Here is a 16,273-nt window from a genome sequence, read left to right as displayed (position 1 = left end):
TTTTTACCTCGTTGGGGATTAGCCAAGCGGTAAGGCAACGGACTTTGACTCCGTCACTCCTAGGTTCGATCCCTAGATCCCCAGCCATTTTGCGGAAATAGCTCAGTGGTAGAGCATCTCGTTGCCAACGAGAAGGTCGCGGGTTCGAATCCCGTTTTCCGCTCCATCTAAGTTCTTGGCGCCATAGCCAAGTGGTAAGGCAGAGCTCTGCAAAAGCTCTACCCCCAGTTCGAGTCTGGGTGGCGCCTCCAACTTCATATTCGCGCCCTTAGCTCAGCTGGATAGAGCGTTAGACTACGAATCTAAAGGCCAGGAGTTCGAATCTCTTAGGGCGCGCCATTTTTTTTATTTAAAACTAAATTTAATATGCCGGTGTGGCGGAATGGCAGACGCGGCGGACTCAAAATCCGCTTCTCGAGAGGGAGTGGGGGTTCGAGTCCCTTCACCGGCACCACAAAACAAATTCAAGAAAATTAAATTTCTTGTTTTTTTATTTTCATAGAAAACCTGGAATTAGACAGGCGATTGCTCAAGCGGTCGTCTGTCTTTTTAATAGTTATATCGCGTCGATTTGTAGCATGAGGATGCGAGGGGTATAATATCTGATATTGAAAATAACCGCTCGGCATGATGGAATTCATAACGGGAGGTTAAGTATATTGGACAAACGAGATATTCTCAGACGCAATCATGTGACTGTGAGAGGCGAAGGCGACAAAGTCATTGTATTCGCGCACGGATTCGGCTGCGATCAAAGCATGTGGAGATTTGTCGCCCCTGCCTTCGAGAAACATTGGAAAATCGTATTGTTTGACTTCGTGGGTTCGGGAAATTCAGATAAGAGCACTTACGATCCCGTTCGTTACAGCGAATTGACGGGATACGCAACCGACGTGTTGGAAATTTGCGAAGCGTTGGAAATCCGAAATATAGTCTATGTCGGACATTCTGTCGCGGCGTCAATCGGCATTCTCGCTGCGGTACAGTCCCCCGCGTTGTTCGAACGGCTTGTTCTGATTGGACCATCGCCTAGATACATTAACGATCTGCCCGACTATATCGGCGGATTCGAACGCGAAGATATCGAAGGATTGCTTGGACTTATGGAATCTAATTATGCGCAATGGTCAAACTATTTAGCTCCGATCGTCATGGGGAACCCGGATCGTCCCGCTCTCGCAGAGGAACTTGAGGAAAGCTTCTGCAAGCTAGATCCGGAAATTGCGGGCATTTTCGCAAGAGCGACCTTTCTATCCGACCATCGGGACGTATTGCCGAAGGTGAAGACACCTACGCTGATCATGCAATGTACGGAAGACCTGATCGCGCCATTAGAAGTAGGTGCGTATATGCATCAACAAATTCGCGGAAGTTCCTTTCGAATGATGGAGGCAACCGGCCATTGCCCTCATGTGAGTCATCCGGACGAGACAGTCGACCTGATCTCCGAATATCTTCTCGAGGCGCATTCGGGAATAGATAAGGTCGCAGAAGCTTGAGCTCGCAGGTACCGACCCATGGTCGTGGGGCTGTCCCGACGGTAGGTCGGCTTTTGCTCACGCAGGATGACCTCATAACGGAAGCCGATCCGGCGTTTTGTACATTGTTCGGTTTTATGTCGCATGCGCTCGTCGGCATCCGATTCGATTCGCTGTTGACGAAGGCGAGTCAGATCATGTTCCAGATTCAGTTCAGCCCCAGTCTTCGTCTGAACGGCAAAGCCGAGGGCTTCCGCTTTTCCTTAAAATCGGGCAAGGCGGAGGATGTGAACATCATCGTGTCGGCAAGAGCGACTTTAGAAGAAAGCAAAGCGTCCTATGAGTTGCTCCTATCCCCGGAGGGGGAAGATAGCGATCTAGCTTTGCGGTTACATAACGAAAGCTTCAGAGACAGCTAACGGCTGTCTTTTTTCATGCATGTCAATGTTGGACAAAGAATCAAACCCGAATGGGATTATGATTGTTAAGTTAGTCACAGCGATGCTGCTTTCCACCGCCTATAATGTAGCAAAGAAGCCGGCCGAAGCTAGATTGGCGTCGTCCGGCAGCAGCTTAGGGGGCGCTAGCATGGATTATGTGAAGCCGGGACAGATGTTGGAAAATCTGATTGCAATGGGAGTAGCGAAGTCCAAGCTGCCTGTATCGCAGAAGCTCGTGCGAAGCGGATTGGCGGGCGCCATACTGGGATGCGCGACGACTTTAGCCTACACCGCCTCCGTGCAGACCAAATTGCCGATCGCAGGCGCAATCTTGTTTCCCATCGGCTTCGTGCTCATTCTGCTACTGGGCCTTGAGCTCGTGACTGGCAGCTTTGCGGCGATTCCGCTAGCCCTGCTCAAGAGAAGAATAAGCACGGGCAAAATGGTCTCAAGCTTCGCATGGGCGCTTGTCGGACATGTAATCGGTGCGGGATTGTACGCGGCGTTATACACGATGGCTGTCACGAAGATGGGCCATGAGATGAGCAACCCGCTCGTGCAAGCGATCATCTCGGCGGCGGAGGGCAAGACAACGGCCTATATCCATATTGGCGCGGACGGTTGGATGCTTGCGTTCGTCAAGGCGGTGCTTTGCAACTGGATGGTCGCGCTCGGCGTGGTCATGAGCTTGTCCTCCACCTCGACGATCGGCAAGATCGCGGCGATGTGGATGCCGGTGCTGCTGTTTTTCGGACAAGGCTTCGAGCACTTGGTTGTCAATATGTTCCTCTTGCCTGCCGGGCTCATGCTCGGCGCGAACTATTCGTTCGCGGACATGCTATTGTGGAACTGGATCCCTGTCCTGTTGGGCAACTTTGCAGGCGGAGCGATATGTACGGGACTGTTGTTCTATCTGGCTCATCGGGAGAGAACGCCGGAAGCCGTAAAATGAACCATTTTATTGGCCAAAACGAGCAGCATGACGACGAATAACCGCAAATCGCATTTGAAAAGAACGAGGGCCGGAAATGAAATTCCGGCCCGATTATATTCAACCCGTCTTCGGATTTGATCGTATGCGCTACATAGAGGGTGAAAGGCGCTCGAGCATTCCGAAGGCTAGGCGATTTTCCGTATTCCTTGGGATATCGCTGCAGCAAACCGCCAAACTTTATGTGTGAACATGGGGCGGCGCTTTTTTACCCTTATCGTCCCGTTTAGGTGAACGCCAGTTTTTCACTTTGTTCCAAGCATTCGTAATGGAGTGGGTGTACTTTTTGCATTCCGGCTTACTCTTGCCCTCACGGTCGAATGCGAGCGTCGCATTGACCTCGCCGCCAAGCACGACGATGATGCTGCTGATGTATAGCCAGGTGAGCAGGACGATGACGCCGCCCAGACTACCGTACGTTTTCGTATAGTTGGCGAAGTTGCTGACGTAAAAAGCGAACAGTCCGGATGCGACGATCCAACCGATCGTTGCGACGAGGGCGCCCGGCAGAACCTCCTTGAATTTCAAATGCCGGTTGGGCACGTACTTGTACATGGCCGTGAACACGAGCGCGATGATGGCGATCGGAATGACGAATTGCGCTACGGTCCATACTTCATCGAAGAAGTCGGGAAGTGCGAACGTCTTGAAAATCCACTCGCCGAGCCAACGGCCGAATACGAGCAAGGCCAGGCTGCTGAAGATAACGAGGGTGAGGACGAGCGTCACGATGAGCGACAAGCCCTTAACCTTCCAGAACGGACGGGTCTCCGGCTCGTCATAGGCTTTGTTCAGCGCCCGGATGATGGCATTGATGCCACTGGAGGCCGACCACAGCGAACCGATGATCCCGAATGACAGCAGTGCGCCGCTGCGGTTTTCCTGTATGTTTTTGATCCAGTCCACAAGCACCTGGCTGTTCGACTGCGGCAGCACTTTGTTCAGCGCGTCCAGCAGATCCCAGGTCGTGAAGGGCGTAAAGCCGATCAAGGCGATAAGGAAAATCATAAAAGGAAATATCGCCAGGATTAAGTAATAGGTCAACTGGGCGCCCATCGCGGGCACTTCGTCGTCCTGAAAGCGGCAGTATAAACTTTCGGCAAAGCGCAGCGTCTTTTTTTTCGTTTTTTTGTCCATCGTTCGATCCTCCTTGCCTGGGTAAGGGATCGACCGCCGCAGCATACGACGGTCGAACGCGATTCACGGCTTAAGGACGATCAGGATTGCTGCGCCAGCTTCACGAGCATATGCGCAAGCTTATGCCGCTCTTCCTGATCGCCGACCTTCCACAATTCCTGCAGCAGATTCTCCTCGGCGTTGCGGGGATCCTCATGCTCGGCCAGATAGTCCGCGACCTTCTCCGCGACCTGCGCGAGCTGCTCCTCGGAGAGACCCAGCGACTCGCCAAGCGCGATCCGCCTGTTCAGATAGCTTTTGAACGAATCGAAGTTGCGGAGGATCTCGTCCTTTTTCGGTGCGTCAATCCTGGAGATGGTATCGCCCACCTTGGACGTATCGATTTGCTCTTCCTTATCGATGATATGCGGGGACTCGCTCATTTCGAATTCCTCCTTTGAAAGTTAATGTCATTGTGCGCTATCCGTTGGACATTCTATCCGTCCGGCCAACCGTTAGGTCCTCTGTAGGAGATCAGCCCGGGACTACTTCCTATTGTCCAACTTGACCGCCGCTGAAACGGAAGTACAATGGGGAAATGGGAAAGGAGCGAGAAACGGATGCGCGTGGAAAACGCAGAATGGCTGGAGCGGCACAGCCGGTTGCTTATGGATAGCTACCGGAAATTAACAAAGAAATCGTTGTCTGAAATAGAGCCGGGGGCGAGTGCGACGGACGCATTGTACGAAGCGCCGTTCGCGCTGTTATCCCATGGGACGGAGTCGGATCCAGTGCTGAACTATGGCAACCGGACTGCCTTAAATCTATGGGAAATGAGCTGGCAGACGTTTACGGCCATGCCTTCCAGACTGACGGCGGAACCGATGGAGCAAAGCGTCAGGGAAGCCTTCATGGAAAACGTCAGGAAAAAAGGGTATTCCGACGGGTATGAAGGCTTGAGGATCTCGGGGAGCGGCAAAAGGTTCCGGATCGAGCAAGCGGTGGTATGGAATCTGATTGACGAGAATGGTGCGTACCGCGGCCAAGCGGCGATGTTTCCAAGCTGGACCCGGCTTTAAAAAAAGGCTCCGCTCCGTCTTCCGGGGCAGAGCCTATATTATTGGATATCAGAGGGCGCTGCCGCCGAACAAAAACCGCTTTTCCCAAGTCGTGCCATCGATCGGATCGATGCGAACGCCGCCGCTGTCCTTGGAGTAAGTTTGAAGCATTTTACCGTCTCCCAGGTACAGTGCGACATGCGTTATTTCAGCGTTAGACTTGGCCGAATCGCCATACGCGGAAGCCGATGTGCCGCGGTAAGACATGAAAAACATCAGATCTCCCCGCTTTAGCTCACGCCAATCGCTCGAGACGGCGCCTTCTTTTTTGACGTAATCTCCCTGGCTCCGCGAATCCGAAGGCAGCTCGATTCCAACCGCGCGAGAAAAAATCCATTTGACGAAGTCCGAGCAGTCGAACGAAGCATCGGTGCTCCTGTCGGAACCGTATTCGTATGGCGTTCCTATATAACGCATGCCTTCTGCGATAATCTTTTCAACGTCGGAGGACGCAGCGGTCGTACCGTCTGCCGCAGCATCCGGCGTAGCATCCGTGCCTCCAAAAGTCCAAGCGGAGCCGATATCCGTCGTAGCGGCTGCAGAAGCGGAAGCGTATGTGGTCGGCATAGCCGTCCAGATCGCCGCAGCCGCGAACAGGCCGGCCGTCGCGATCGTCAAGCGTTTGCGTAACATTCAAGCACCTCCCGTTCGTGGTATGGATAACGCTAACATAGACCGATGGCCAAAGGTACCCGCAAATGTTGGCACCTTGAGACCGTGACGGCCCCCGACTGCAGTCTAGGGGCAATTCCATGCGCGGGTCCGTTATCCGAAGGCGTCCGAACGTTTACAATGAGTTTGTGAGGTAAAGCAAACAGGAAACGACGCAAAGGGGTGAGACGAGTTGAAAAAGAACAGTGGTTGGGCAGTGGTGCTGATCGCGCTTGGCGTACTTCTTCTCTTCGGTAAGCTGGGTCATTTGTTCGGGTGGATCATCGGTCTGCTCATTCCGATCGCGATCATCGGTCTCGGCGTGATGGCATGGCGCAACGGCTACAGGCTGATCGGCATTGTCATCGGCATTATCGGCGGCTTCATGCTGCTGGGCAAGCTGTCGGTCGTGATCTTCTGGGTCGCGGCGATCGGGCTGATCGTGCTGGGCATATCGATGCTGAACGGCAAAACGGGTCGTACCCGCAGATGGTAAGCAAAGGAGGTTATCCATAACAATGAGCGTAGTCAAACGAGTGCGGGACATAACGGTCGCAACGCTGAACGAAAGACTGGACAACGCGGAGGACCCCGTAAAGCTCATCGATCAGTTCCTCTGGTCGACGCATCAGGAAATCTGCCAGTGCGAGGTGCTGCAGCGGCAATACGCCGCTCACACCGACCAGATGCACAAGCAGCTGAAGGACGCGCAGCTATGGGCGCAGCGCCGCGAGGAACAGGCGCTGACCGCGCTGAAGGCAGGCGAGGAGAACGCCGCGAAGCTGGCGCTCGCCGACAAGGTCGCCCACGAAGAACGGGCGGAGCGTTATCAAGGCTTGTACGAGCAGAGCCGCGGCGAGCTGCTGGAGCTGGAGCAGCTGCTGCAGGAGCTGCGGGACGAATACCGCAGCGTGTACGACCGCAGGCAGTTCTACATCGCTCGAATGGAGTCGCTGAAGCTGCAGCAAAGGCTGAACGCCCGCTTCGCACCCGGGAGCACCGATCCTTCGCAAATGCTGCGCAAGGTGGACGACCGGCTGACGGACATGGAACTGGAGACCAAGAGCCTCAGAGATTTGCGGCGCATGGGCCAGGAACTCGTGTACCAGGCCGGCACGGTGGTCTCGCAAGCCGTGGACCGCGAGCTGCAAAATCTGAAGCGCAAATTGGAACAAGGAGGGTAAACGATGCGCAAGCTGTATAGATCGACCCGCGACCGCAAGCTGTTCGGGGTGTGCGCGGGACTCGCCGATTACCTCGGCGTCGACGCGACGCTGCTGCGAATCCTGCTCGTCATCGTGACCGTCTTCTCCGGAGGCACCGTGCTGTTCGTCTATATCATCGCCGGGTTCATCATTCCCCGCGATTCGGACTTCGGCGGCGGCAGCGCCTTCGGCGGCCCGCAAGCAGGACATGGCGGCTGGGCCCCTCCCCCTCATAACGGCGGCTGGACGCCCCCGCAACAACGTCCGCCGGCACCGCCCGCTTCTTCCTGGAACTCCGGCGCCGCTTGGCCCGGTCCAGGTCCTGCCGCACCCGCAGCAAGGCCCGCCCCCCAGGCGGCCGCTCCATCCTCGCAAGCGTCGTCGACGCTGGACGCGATGATGGAGGATATCGAGAAGAAGGCGCTCAAGAAGGAAATCGAAGAACTGAAGGCCCGCATCACCAAATTTGAACAACAATCGAAGGGAGAATAATACAATGGGCGTATTTCAAAGAATGAAGGACATGACGAAGGCATCGGTGCACGAGCTGCTGGACAAACTGGAAGATCCGGTCGTAATGCTCAACCAGTATATTCGCGACATGGAAGTGGAAATTCGCGACGCCGAAGTGACGGTAGCGCGTCAGATGGCGGCAGAGCGCCGGCTGAAGCAGCGTCTCGACGAAGCGGTCCGCATCTCCGCGGAGCGAATCGGCCAAGCTGAGCAAGCGCTGCTCTCGGGCAATGAAGGCATCGCCCGCAAGCTGCTCGAGGAGAAGGTCTACTACGAAGGCCAGGCAGGCAGCCTGCAAGAGCTGCACAGCCAAGCGAGCGCGCAGGTCGCCGAGCTGACAAGCCAGCTGCACGAGATGAAGGAAGAGTTCTACAAGCTGCGCAACAAGCGCAACGAGCTGGCCGCCCGCGCTCAAATGGCCAAGGCGCGCAAGCAGCTGGCGCAATCGAGCCAGACGCATACGATCGAGAGCGGCAACGCTTCCCGCGGCTTCTACCGGATGGAGGAGAAAATTCTGCAGCTGGAAGCCGAAGCCGATGTAGCCCGCCTGCCGGGCGCGCCGTTCGGCGGCGTATCCGTCGCGCCGTCCTCCGTCGATCCGGCCAAGGCGATGAAGGTCGACCAAGAGCTGGCGGCGCTCAAGAGCCGCATCGCGCCTCCGTCCGCTTCGGCCGAATAAGGAACGGCGAAAGGCGGCATTCACGCCGCAGGAAACATGTGGTATGCTAGCAAGGATGCTCGCCGAAGGCCATAACGGACGAACCCGTCCGTTATGGCTTTATCCGCGATATTAAGGCATTTGGCCGCAGCGCAGACGATCCTACGGAGAGGAGGCGGCCGGTATGAGAAACCTGAACTTGTCCAAAAAGTCGCTGGTGTTCATCGCCGCCGGACTCTATCTGGCCGTCGGCGCCATCGCGGGCTTCGCGACGGTCAACGCGGCCATCCTGTTATGGCTCGGCATCGAGCGCTACAGGCAGGACCGCAGCCGGCTGTCGGTCGCGGTCATCGCCGTCAGCGCGATCGTGCTGGTCGTCAACCAGATCGGTCTCGTGCTCGCCATCGGATTGATCCTCGCGTCAATCTATTATTTGCGCGTCAAGCCCTCGCCGGGCGCCGGATACGTCAGCAGGCCCAGGCTCATTCTGAGCATGAGGCAGGACCGGCCCGGCTGGGTCCTCCGATCGATGGGCTGCTGGCATCTGTATGGCGAGGTCAGGCTGGATCTGAGCGGCGTCGTGCCCGAGGACAATGCGACGAACGTCGTCTTGCAAGGCATCGTCGGCGATATCGAGATCGTCGTGCCCGAGGACTACGGGGTGCAGATCGAGGCGAACGTGCTGCTCGGCCAGGTGACGGTCGACGGTCAAGGGGACGGCGGCATGATGCGGCGCATATCGTGGAGCACGCCCGGCTACACGCGTCAGGATCAGCAGATCAAACTGCAATTCAACTATATTGTCGGCAACATTCGTATCCGGCCGATCTGAGGAGGAGCGCATCATGGTCTGGCGTCATATCGGCGAAGCTGTTTTGTTCTCCCTCGGGATCGGCTTCGTCGTCATTTACCTGTTGGAAAGCCAGGGTCTCGCGGCTCCGTTCGAGTCGTGGTCGACCGTCATCACCTTCGGCCTTACCGCAGTCGGCGTCCTCATCGTGGCGGGCGTCGGCTTCGGTTTGTTCAGGAGCCTGCCGACGCGCAGCCGCATCGAGCAGATGCGCCATACGCTGCTGCTGATGGAGCGGGGGAGCCCGGTGCAGCCGCAGCCGAACATGGGCAAGGACGAGATCGGGCTGCTCGCCGAACAGCTCGTTCGCTTCAGCCGCAAGTGGGAGGAGCAGGTAGCCTCGCTGCAGCGCTTGTCCACCAACAATACGGAGCTTGCGGCCAAGGCGCGCATGAGCGCCGTCGTCGAGGAGCGGCAGCGGCTCGCGCGCGAGCTGCACGACGCGGTCAGCCAGCAGCTGTTCGCCATCTCGATGACGGCCACGGCCGTCGGACGGACGATGGACCAGGACTTCGAGCGGGCGCGTCGCCAGATCGCCCTCATCGAGGAGATGTCCTCGGTCGCCCAGTCCGAGATGCGGGCGCTGCTGCTGCACCTGCGCCCCGTCCATCTGGAGGGCAAGCGATTGTCGCAGGCGGTGCCGGAGCTGGTGAAGGAGATGCGGGCCAAAGTCGATATCGATATCTCGCTCGATATGGACGAAGACCTTCCGCTGAACAAAGGCATCGAGAATCATTTGTTCCGCATGGTGCAAGAAGCGCTGTCCAATACGCTTCGTCATGCCCGGGCGAACAAAATGGACATCGCCTTACATAGACGGGGAGACACCGTCAGGCTGGCGATCCGGGACGACGGCGTGGGATTCGATCTTCAAGAGAAGAAGCACGCTTCGTACGGAATCGTCAGCATGGAAGAGCGGGTGAACGAGCTTGGCGGTTCACTGAATATCGCCAGCGCGCCGGGCAAGGGCACGCGCATCGAGATCCGGGTGCCGATCATGACGGAAGAGAGAGGGTGGGAAGATGACGGAGCAACTGCCGATCAAAGTGCTGCTGGTCGATGATCACGAGATGGTGAGGATCGGACTGGCTGCCGTACTGGGAACCGAGGAAGGCATCGAAGTGGTGGGAGAAGCGGGGAACGGACAAGAAGGACTGAGGCTCGCAAAAGCTTATGATCCGGACGTCGTGCTGATGGACCTGGTCATGGACGGCATGGACGGCATCGAGACCACGCGCCGTCTGCTCGAGCAGCAGCCGGAATGCCGCGTCATCGTGCTGACGAGCTTTCTCGACGACGAGAAGATGTATCCCGTCATTGAAGCGGGCGCATTCAGCTACTTGCTCAAGACGTCGAGGGCGAGCGAGATCGCGGACGCGATCCGGGCCGCAGCCCGCGGCCAATCGGTGCTCGAATCGCAGGTGGCCTCCAAGATGATGAACCGGTTCCGAAGGCCGGCTCAAACGGAGGCGCAGCCGCACGAGGAGCTGACGGAGCGGGAGATGGAAGTGCTGCAGCTGATCGCACAGGGCAAGTCCAACCAAGAGATCGCGGACGAGCTGTTTATCGGCATTAAGACGGTCAAGTATCATTTGACCAATATGTTCAGCAAGCTCGGCGTCGAGGACCGGACCCAAGCGGCGATCTACGCGCACCGCAACGGATTGGCCGAATAACCCCTATTCGAAAATAAAGCAGCCGCATGAACCGCGCCAAGTGCGCTGCATGCGGTTTTTTCATACCCGAATGCGCGTCTTAGGCTGGAAGTTCGACCGTGATCGACAATTTTTTTATTTTCCGACGGTAAATATTACCTTGCGTTAACGATTCAGGACTACAATAGGTAAGAAGCAGGTTGTCAGTGGAGGCGGCTACCATGAGCAAATGGGTAAAAAGTCTACTGAATCCAGCATGCATCAGGACGATTGTCGGAGGCTCCCGCGAGGGGAATGTCGGCATGCTGGCAGGGCGGCTTGGTCCCGACAGAACGACCTGGCCGAAGAAAAAGCTGAAGCAGTGGATGGAGGTTCGCTCCCAGATCCTATGGGGCTGGCAGGGAGAACATATGCTGCTGCTCGCCGTGCGGCTGCCCGAGGATGAACGCAGGCGGCAGGCCGTCAGGCCCGAGCTTGAGGCGCAGCTTCGCAGCATCGTTGCGGAGAATACGGGCGCCGAAGCCGCGATCGGCTTCGGATTTATACTGCTGCCTCCGCGAGCGTACGGTCACAGCGGGGAACAGCTGCTGATGGAGGGGATGCTGGAAGCCGGCGCGCAAGCGATTAAGGCGCTGGAAGAAGCCATAGCTCCCGAGCTGTCCGCTAAACCGGCCAAAGCTGCGGCAGACCCCAAATCGACCGATCCCTGGTCGGAGGGCGATCAAGGACTGACGGTCGGCCGGCTCGCGGCGGCCATGCCTGCCATGCCTCCCGAGACGCCGGTATCGGCTGCCGCCGAATGGTTCGAGGAACAGCCGGACAGCCACAGCATCGTTGTGGCGATCGCGGAACAGCCGCGCGGACTGATCACGCGTGACCGGCTGAACCGGATGCTGGCGTCCAAGTTCGGCATGCCGCTGTATTGGAACCGGACGATCGACAAGATCATGGAAAATGCGCCGCTCGTAGCGGAAGCGGACATGCACGTGGAAGCCGTCGCCCGGTTGGCCATGGACCGCTCGGACTCCCAGCTGTACGATACGGTCATCGTGACCGAGCAGGGGCGGTACGTAGGCGGCGTCACCGTCAAGGCGCTGCTCGAGTCGTTCGCTTCGCTGCAAGCCGAAGCGGCGCGGCGCGTCAACCCGCTGACGGGATTGCCGGGCGGGGATAGCATTCGCCGCGAGATTGAATCGCGCGTTAAAATGCGCAAGCCGTTCAGCGTCTATTACGCGGACCTGGATTATTTTAAATGGTTCAACGACAGTTACGGCTACAGCGCCGGCGACGATATGATCCGATATACGGCTTCCGTGCTTGACGGCGTTCTGAATGAAGAGGAAGGAAGCAACCATTTCCTGGGCCATATCGGAGGCGACGATTTTATCTCCATCAGCGACCGATCCGATCCCGAAGCGCGCTGCCGCGCCTTTATCGAGCGGTTCCACGCCGGTGTCGACCCGATGTACGGGACGGCTCGGCCGACGATGGTGATCGACCGGCACGGCGGCGCCGTCCAGCAGCCCGGCGTATCGCTCTCGATCGCCGTCATCCGCTGGGACGGCTCCGGAACCATCAGCCATGAAGAATTGTCGCGATTGGCCGCGGCATGCAAGAAAAGAGCCAAGGAACTGCCGGGAAGCGCGTACGCCGTTAGCGAGGCGATCGCCGCGTCATTCGAAGAACGGGCATAAGACGGCTGGAGGGGGAGACACGATGGCGTTGGGAACGTATCCGGGGCCGGGTATATCCATGGTTGCGGACAGAGAGGCCGCCCTGTTGTACTTTTATTGGAGCGGCGCTGCGGGGAGCGCAGCCTCGCTGATCGAGGCGAGGTGGAAACAGCGGGCGGAGGAGCTGCTGCTCGAGAGCTTTGCCGGGCCTGCCAGACCTTATGCGGCAAAATGGCTGCATAACGACCTGATGCTCTTTTTCTGCGCGGACAAGCAGGAGGAGCCGGGCCGGTTCAGACGCGAGCTGATGCTGTCCGCAAGGGCGTACAAGGAACGGCTGCTGGAGCCCGCGCTCCGGGAAGAGCTGCGGGGCGCGCCTTTGCCTTCGCTTCACGCTGGCTGCGCGTTCGGCGAATTCAAGCGGGGAGAGGGGACCGGACGCAAGCTGCACGAGATGGCACGGGAAGCGATGCAGAACGGCCAGCACGAAGACGCGCTTGACGATGCGCTCCGCCTTGGCGAACTGGAGCGGCTGCTGGAAAACCAGGCGCTGCGGTCCGTCTATCAGCCGATCGTCGACATTCGCGAGCGCCGTCCGCTCGGCTACGAGGCGCTGTCGAGACCGATGGACACCGACGTCTTCAACGGGCCGCTGCCGTTGTTCGAATTCGCCGAACGCGCGGGCAAAGACTATGCGCTCGACCGCCTTGCCAGAGAGCGGGCCATCTCGGGCAGCGCCGGCCTTGCGAAGGAGCAGAAGCTGTTCCTTAACCTGTCTCCCCGGATCATCGACGCGCCCCAATTCGCGCCATGGAAGACACTGGCTCTCCTGGAGTCGCACGGTTTGACGCCGGCTCAGGTCGTCTTCGAGATCACGGAGCGATCGAGCATCCGGGACTTCGGCTCGGTGCAGCGGGTGCTTGCGCACTACCGGAGCCAAGGGTACAAGATCGCCATCGACGATGTCGGGGCGGGCTACTCCTCCCTGCTGTCGATCGTGGAGCTTAGGCCGGATTATATCAAAGTGGACCGTTCGATCGTAAGCGGCCTGCATGCGGACACGTTCAAGGAGCACATGCTCGGCACGCTCGTCGAAGCCGCGGACCGGATGGGGATCGCGCTGATCGCCGAAGGCGTGGAGACGCAGCAGGAGCTGGACAAGCTCATCTCGATGGGCGTCCATTATGCGCAAGGCTATTTGCTCGGCCGGCCGGGACCGATGGCTTAACAACTCGGCTGGGAGACATAACCCGTTCGCCCGGACTGAACAAGCGAGGAACCGCAGGCTGAGCCCCTAGCGGTTTTTTAGCATGCGACGGTACGTTTGTCGAGGCTCTTCCAGCGTGTGAACGGTATCCCCTTTGAACAGGAAGGTGACGGCGGCTGCAGATAAGGCGCTGCAGGAGAGTAGACCGGTTGTTACGTTGCGGGGCACAAAGCGGGGCGCAAAAAAAGGAACGCGCAGCCATTCGCCGCGACGTCCCTTTTCAAAAAAGAAGTTAAGCTTGTTCGCTGAGCAGCAGTCCGGTCTCCGGATACAGCGATTGCAGCTGCATCTGATCCGTATAGATCGCTTCGCGGATGGGAATCATCCGCCAAGGGGCTTGCTCGGCCAGCGGCTCGGCGACTCTGCGCCAACCCATGGGCGAGTATGCCGCGGAAAGTCGCGCTCCGATACCGGGATCGAGCTGCAGCTCTTCCTCGGACTGGAGGCTTAGGCTCAGGCTCTCGGCCTTGTCCTGGAGCTCGGCCATTGCGGCTTCGGACGGACTGGCATACGCCTTGTCGACGGCGTAGTTCACTTCGATCGCTTGCTTCACGACGGAAGAGGCCGCTTCGGCGGCACGCCTGACGTGAGGAGGCAGCGGGGCAGGCACAGGCGTACGCCGCGAATCGCCTTCGTCGCGTACGTACCGGTACGTCTCCTCATCGAGCACCTCTTGAAACGGCAGTAGCGGCGTCACTCTGTTGACGGGGGATACCCGGGCGGAGAGCCGGGCCGAACCGTTCAAGCTATTGAAACGTATGGCCATATTTGCTGACCTCCTCAATGTTTAGCTGCAATGTTTATTTAACTGCAATGTTTAGCTGATTGGATTGTGTATGGCGGAGTACGGCAATGTTTCCCTATTGTAAAGTTATGTTGAATTACCCTAATGGCATGCGCCTGAAACATCCTAGTGGCATGCGCCTGATACACCCGGCAAGAGGGCTGTAAAAAACCTCCAAAAGAATAGCTTAGCGATGTCAATTATGATAAACTACTGTGCATGAGTAAGGGTCAAATTTGGGCTTTAAAGCGATGCAGTCCGAAGCTCGGACGAGCGCTATCCTACCGCATTGAGAGTTGACGAATACATGACGGATCAACTGATCGACAACGTAACCGCGGAAGGCGCGGTTTACTTTATCTTCGGCGCGACGGGCGATCTGGCGCGGCGCAAGCTATTTCCGGCTTTGTACAGCCTCTACCGCGAGGGCAAGCTTGGCGATAAGTTCGCCATTGTCGGCCTCGCGCGGCGTCCGCGTACGGACGAGCAATTCCGCGGGGACGTCCTCGAATCGATCAAGGAATTTTGCCGGTACAAGATCGGAGAAGGCCAGGACTGGCAGGACTTCACGGAGCGCTTCACCTACCACTCGCTCGACATCGGCAACGTGGAAGGCTTCCGCGAGCTGAAGGCGTCGACGGAGGCGCTCGAAGCGCGTTATTCCATCGCCGGCAACCGCCTGTTCTATTTGGCGCTGGCACCGGAGCTTTTCGGCACCGTATCCCGGAACCTTCGGGACGGCGGCATGCTCGAGAGCGAAGGCTGGCACAGACTGGTCATCGAAAAGCCGTTCGGCTACGACTACCCGTCCGCCTCCAAGCTGAACGAGGAGATCCGCCACGTTTTCCGCGAGGACGAAGTATTCCGCATCGACCATTACCTGGGCAAGGAAATGGTGCAGAACATCGAGGTCATTCGCTTCGCGAACGCCTTCTTCGAGCCGCTCTGGAACAAGCAGCATATTGCGAATGTCCAGATCACGCTGTCCGAGACGGTCGGCGTCGAAGAGCGGGGGGCTTATTACAACAAGTCCGGCGCGCTTCGCGACATGGTCCAGAACCATATGCTGCAGATGCTGACGATGATCGCGATGGAGCCGCCGAGCCACCTCGACCCCGAAGCGATCCGCGACGAGAAGGTCAAGGTGCTGCGCTCCCTGCGCAACTTCAAATCCGGCGACGAGGTGCGCGAGCGCGTCATTCGCGGACAATACACGTCGGGCGAGCTGAGAGGCCAAGCGCTCAAGGGCTACCGCGAGGAAGATTCGGTGCCGGCGGACTCTTCGACCGAGACGTTTTTCGCAGCGCGGCTGTTCGTGGACAACTTCCGCTGGTCGGGAGTGCCGTTCTACGTAAGGACAGGCAAGCGGCTCCCGGTCAAGTCGACCGAGATCGTCGTCGAGTTCAAGAACGTGCCGGGCAACCTGCTGTTCGCGAGCCGTCAGCAGCTCCAGCCGAACCTGCTGGTCATCCGCGTCAATCCGATGGAGGGCATCTACATTCGGATCAACGCCAAAAAGCCGGGCAACGAGATGACTGTGCAGCCCGTAGCGATGGAGTTCTGCCAGAGCTGCCAGGTCGGCATCAATACGCCGGAAGCTTACGAGCGTTTGCTCTTCGACGCGGCACGCGGCGATTCGACCTACTTCACGCGCTGGGATGAGCTTGCTGCAGCCTGGCAGCTGGTCGATCCGATCGCGGCTGCCTGGCAGGAGCATGCCGCGGATCTTTCCTACTACTCCGCAGGCGCTTGGGGCCCGCAGCAGGCGCACAAACTGCTCCATCAGGACGGCTTCCATTGGTGGCCGGTCAACGGGCAGGACGAAGACAACGTCATTTGGGTGAGCAACACCGGCAAGTAATGTAGAGGGGCTG

Annotated in this window: 18 protein-coding genes and 5 tRNA genes; 19 read left to right on the top strand and 4 right to left on the bottom strand. The window is 58.1% G+C overall.

Annotated features, from left to right (window positions below; all coding sequences use genetic code 11):
* Positions 1–12 precede the first annotated feature (12 nt).
* From KB449_RS21375 to KB449_RS21340, 8 genes are all read left to right on the top strand, one after another.
* Positions 13–87: transfer RNA gene (locus tag KB449_RS21375), tRNA-Gln, on the top strand.
* A gap of 4 nt (positions 88–91) precedes the next feature.
* Positions 92–166, top strand: a tRNA-Gly gene (locus tag KB449_RS21370).
* 11 nt (positions 167–177) lie between these two features.
* Positions 178–251, top strand: a tRNA-Cys gene (locus KB449_RS21365).
* Between the two features lie 11 nt (positions 252–262).
* Positions 263–339 (top strand) — tRNA-Arg (locus tag KB449_RS21360).
* A gap of 29 nt (positions 340–368) precedes the next feature.
* A tRNA-Leu gene (locus KB449_RS21355) sits at positions 369–454 on the top strand.
* Between the two features lie 205 nt (positions 455–659).
* Positions 660–1,499 (top strand): alpha/beta fold hydrolase, encoded by an 840-nt coding sequence (locus KB449_RS21350; RefSeq protein ID WP_282910290.1) that lies wholly within the window; start codon positions 660–662, stop codon positions 1,497–1,499.
* Positions 1,496–1,897, top strand: coding sequence for a nitrogen regulation protein NR(II) (locus tag KB449_RS21345; RefSeq protein ID WP_282910289.1), 402 nt, complete (start codon positions 1,496–1,498; stop codon positions 1,895–1,897). Before KB449_RS21350 ends, KB449_RS21345 begins: the two co-directional genes overlap by 4 nt.
* Positions 1,898–2,066: 169 nt before the next feature.
* Positions 2,067–2,870, top strand: a complete 804-nt coding sequence (locus KB449_RS21340) for a formate/nitrite transporter family protein (RefSeq protein WP_282910288.1) — start codon at positions 2,067–2,069, stop codon at positions 2,868–2,870.
* Between the two features lie 219 nt (positions 2,871–3,089).
* Here the strand turns inward: KB449_RS21340 and KB449_RS21335 are convergent, their stop codons facing one another.
* Positions 3,090–4,046 (bottom strand): YihY/virulence factor BrkB family protein, encoded by a 957-nt coding sequence (locus tag KB449_RS21335; RefSeq protein ID WP_282910287.1) that lies wholly within the window; start codon positions 4,044–4,046, stop codon positions 3,090–3,092.
* Positions 4,047–4,126: 80 nt separating this feature from the next.
* The gene (locus KB449_RS21330) at positions 4,127–4,468 is read right to left on the bottom strand and encodes a DUF3243 domain-containing protein (RefSeq protein WP_282910286.1); all 342 of its coding nucleotides are present in this window, start codon (positions 4,466–4,468) and stop codon (positions 4,127–4,129) included.
* A 177-nt stretch (positions 4,469–4,645) separates the two neighbouring features.
* Between KB449_RS21330 and KB449_RS21325 the strand changes: the two genes are divergently transcribed.
* Complete coding sequence (locus KB449_RS21325; RefSeq protein WP_282910285.1) at positions 4,646–5,104, top strand: MEKHLA domain-containing protein; 459 nt, start codon at positions 4,646–4,648, stop codon at positions 5,102–5,104.
* A gap of 48 nt (positions 5,105–5,152) precedes the next feature.
* Here the strand turns inward: KB449_RS21325 and KB449_RS21320 are convergent, their stop codons facing one another.
* Positions 5,153–5,776, bottom strand: coding sequence for a C40 family peptidase (locus KB449_RS21320; protein ID WP_350356237.1), 624 nt, complete (start codon positions 5,774–5,776; stop codon positions 5,153–5,155).
* 211 nt (positions 5,777–5,987) lie between these two features.
* Between KB449_RS21320 and KB449_RS21315 the strand changes: the two genes are divergently transcribed.
* The 9 genes from KB449_RS21315 to KB449_RS21275 all read left to right on the top strand — a co-directional run bounded on the left by KB449_RS21315 (position 5,988) and on the right by KB449_RS21275 (position 13,576).
* Positions 5,988–6,290 (top strand): hypothetical protein, encoded by a 303-nt coding sequence (locus tag KB449_RS21315; RefSeq protein WP_282910284.1) that lies wholly within the window; start codon positions 5,988–5,990, stop codon positions 6,288–6,290.
* Between the two features lie 22 nt (positions 6,291–6,312).
* A complete protein-coding gene (locus tag KB449_RS21310) occupies positions 6,313–6,978 on the top strand; it encodes a PspA/IM30 family protein (RefSeq protein ID WP_282910283.1) in 666 nt (221 codons plus the stop codon).
* Positions 6,979–6,981: 3 nt separating this feature from the next.
* Positions 6,982–7,491 (top strand): PspC domain-containing protein, encoded by a 510-nt coding sequence (locus KB449_RS21305; RefSeq protein WP_282910282.1) that lies wholly within the window; start codon positions 6,982–6,984, stop codon positions 7,489–7,491.
* Positions 7,492–7,495: 4 nt separating this feature from the next.
* The gene (locus KB449_RS21300; RefSeq protein WP_282910281.1) at positions 7,496–8,191 is read left to right on the top strand and encodes a PspA/IM30 family protein; all 696 of its coding nucleotides are present in this window, start codon (positions 7,496–7,498) and stop codon (positions 8,189–8,191) included.
* A 163-nt stretch (positions 8,192–8,354) separates the two neighbouring features.
* A complete protein-coding gene (gene liaF, locus KB449_RS21295; RefSeq protein ID WP_282910280.1) occupies positions 8,355–9,002 on the top strand; it encodes a cell wall-active antibiotics response protein LiaF in 648 nt (215 codons plus the stop codon).
* A 13-nt stretch (positions 9,003–9,015) separates the two neighbouring features.
* On the top strand, positions 9,016–10,083 hold the full coding sequence (locus KB449_RS21290) for a sensor histidine kinase (protein WP_282910279.1): 1,068 nt from the start codon (positions 9,016–9,018) through the stop codon (positions 10,081–10,083).
* Complete coding sequence (locus KB449_RS21285) at positions 10,043–10,696, top strand: response regulator (protein ID WP_282910278.1); 654 nt, start codon at positions 10,043–10,045, stop codon at positions 10,694–10,696. Before KB449_RS21290 ends, KB449_RS21285 begins: the two co-directional genes overlap by 41 nt.
* Positions 10,697–10,896: 200 nt before the next feature.
* Positions 10,897–12,369, top strand: coding sequence for a GGDEF domain-containing protein (locus KB449_RS21280; RefSeq protein WP_282910277.1), 1,473 nt, complete (start codon positions 10,897–10,899; stop codon positions 12,367–12,369).
* 22 nt (positions 12,370–12,391) lie between these two features.
* Positions 12,392–13,576 carry an EAL domain-containing protein gene (locus KB449_RS21275; protein ID WP_282910276.1) on the top strand — a complete coding sequence of 395 codons (1,185 nt, stop codon included), beginning with the start codon at positions 12,392–12,394 and terminating at the stop codon, positions 13,574–13,576.
* Between the two features lie 271 nt (positions 13,577–13,847).
* On the opposite strand, the gene KB449_RS21270 is transcribed toward KB449_RS21275, so the two are convergent.
* On the bottom strand, positions 13,848–14,381 hold the full coding sequence (locus KB449_RS21270; RefSeq protein ID WP_282910275.1) for a hypothetical protein: 534 nt from the start codon (positions 14,379–14,381) through the stop codon (positions 13,848–13,850).
* A 325-nt stretch (positions 14,382–14,706) separates the two neighbouring features.
* Between KB449_RS21270 and zwf the strand changes: the two genes are divergently transcribed.
* Positions 14,707–16,260 carry a glucose-6-phosphate dehydrogenase gene (zwf, locus tag KB449_RS21265; RefSeq protein ID WP_282910274.1) on the top strand — a complete coding sequence of 518 codons (1,554 nt, stop codon included), beginning with the start codon at positions 14,707–14,709 and terminating at the stop codon, positions 16,258–16,260.
* Positions 16,261–16,273: the final 13 nt, after the last annotated feature.

The organism is Cohnella hashimotonis (assembly GCF_030014955.1).
In the GTDB taxonomy this organism is placed as follows: domain Bacteria; phylum Bacillota; class Bacilli; order Paenibacillales; family Paenibacillaceae; genus Cohnella; species Cohnella hashimotonis.
This window is presented reverse-complemented; position numbering and strand designations above follow the sequence as displayed.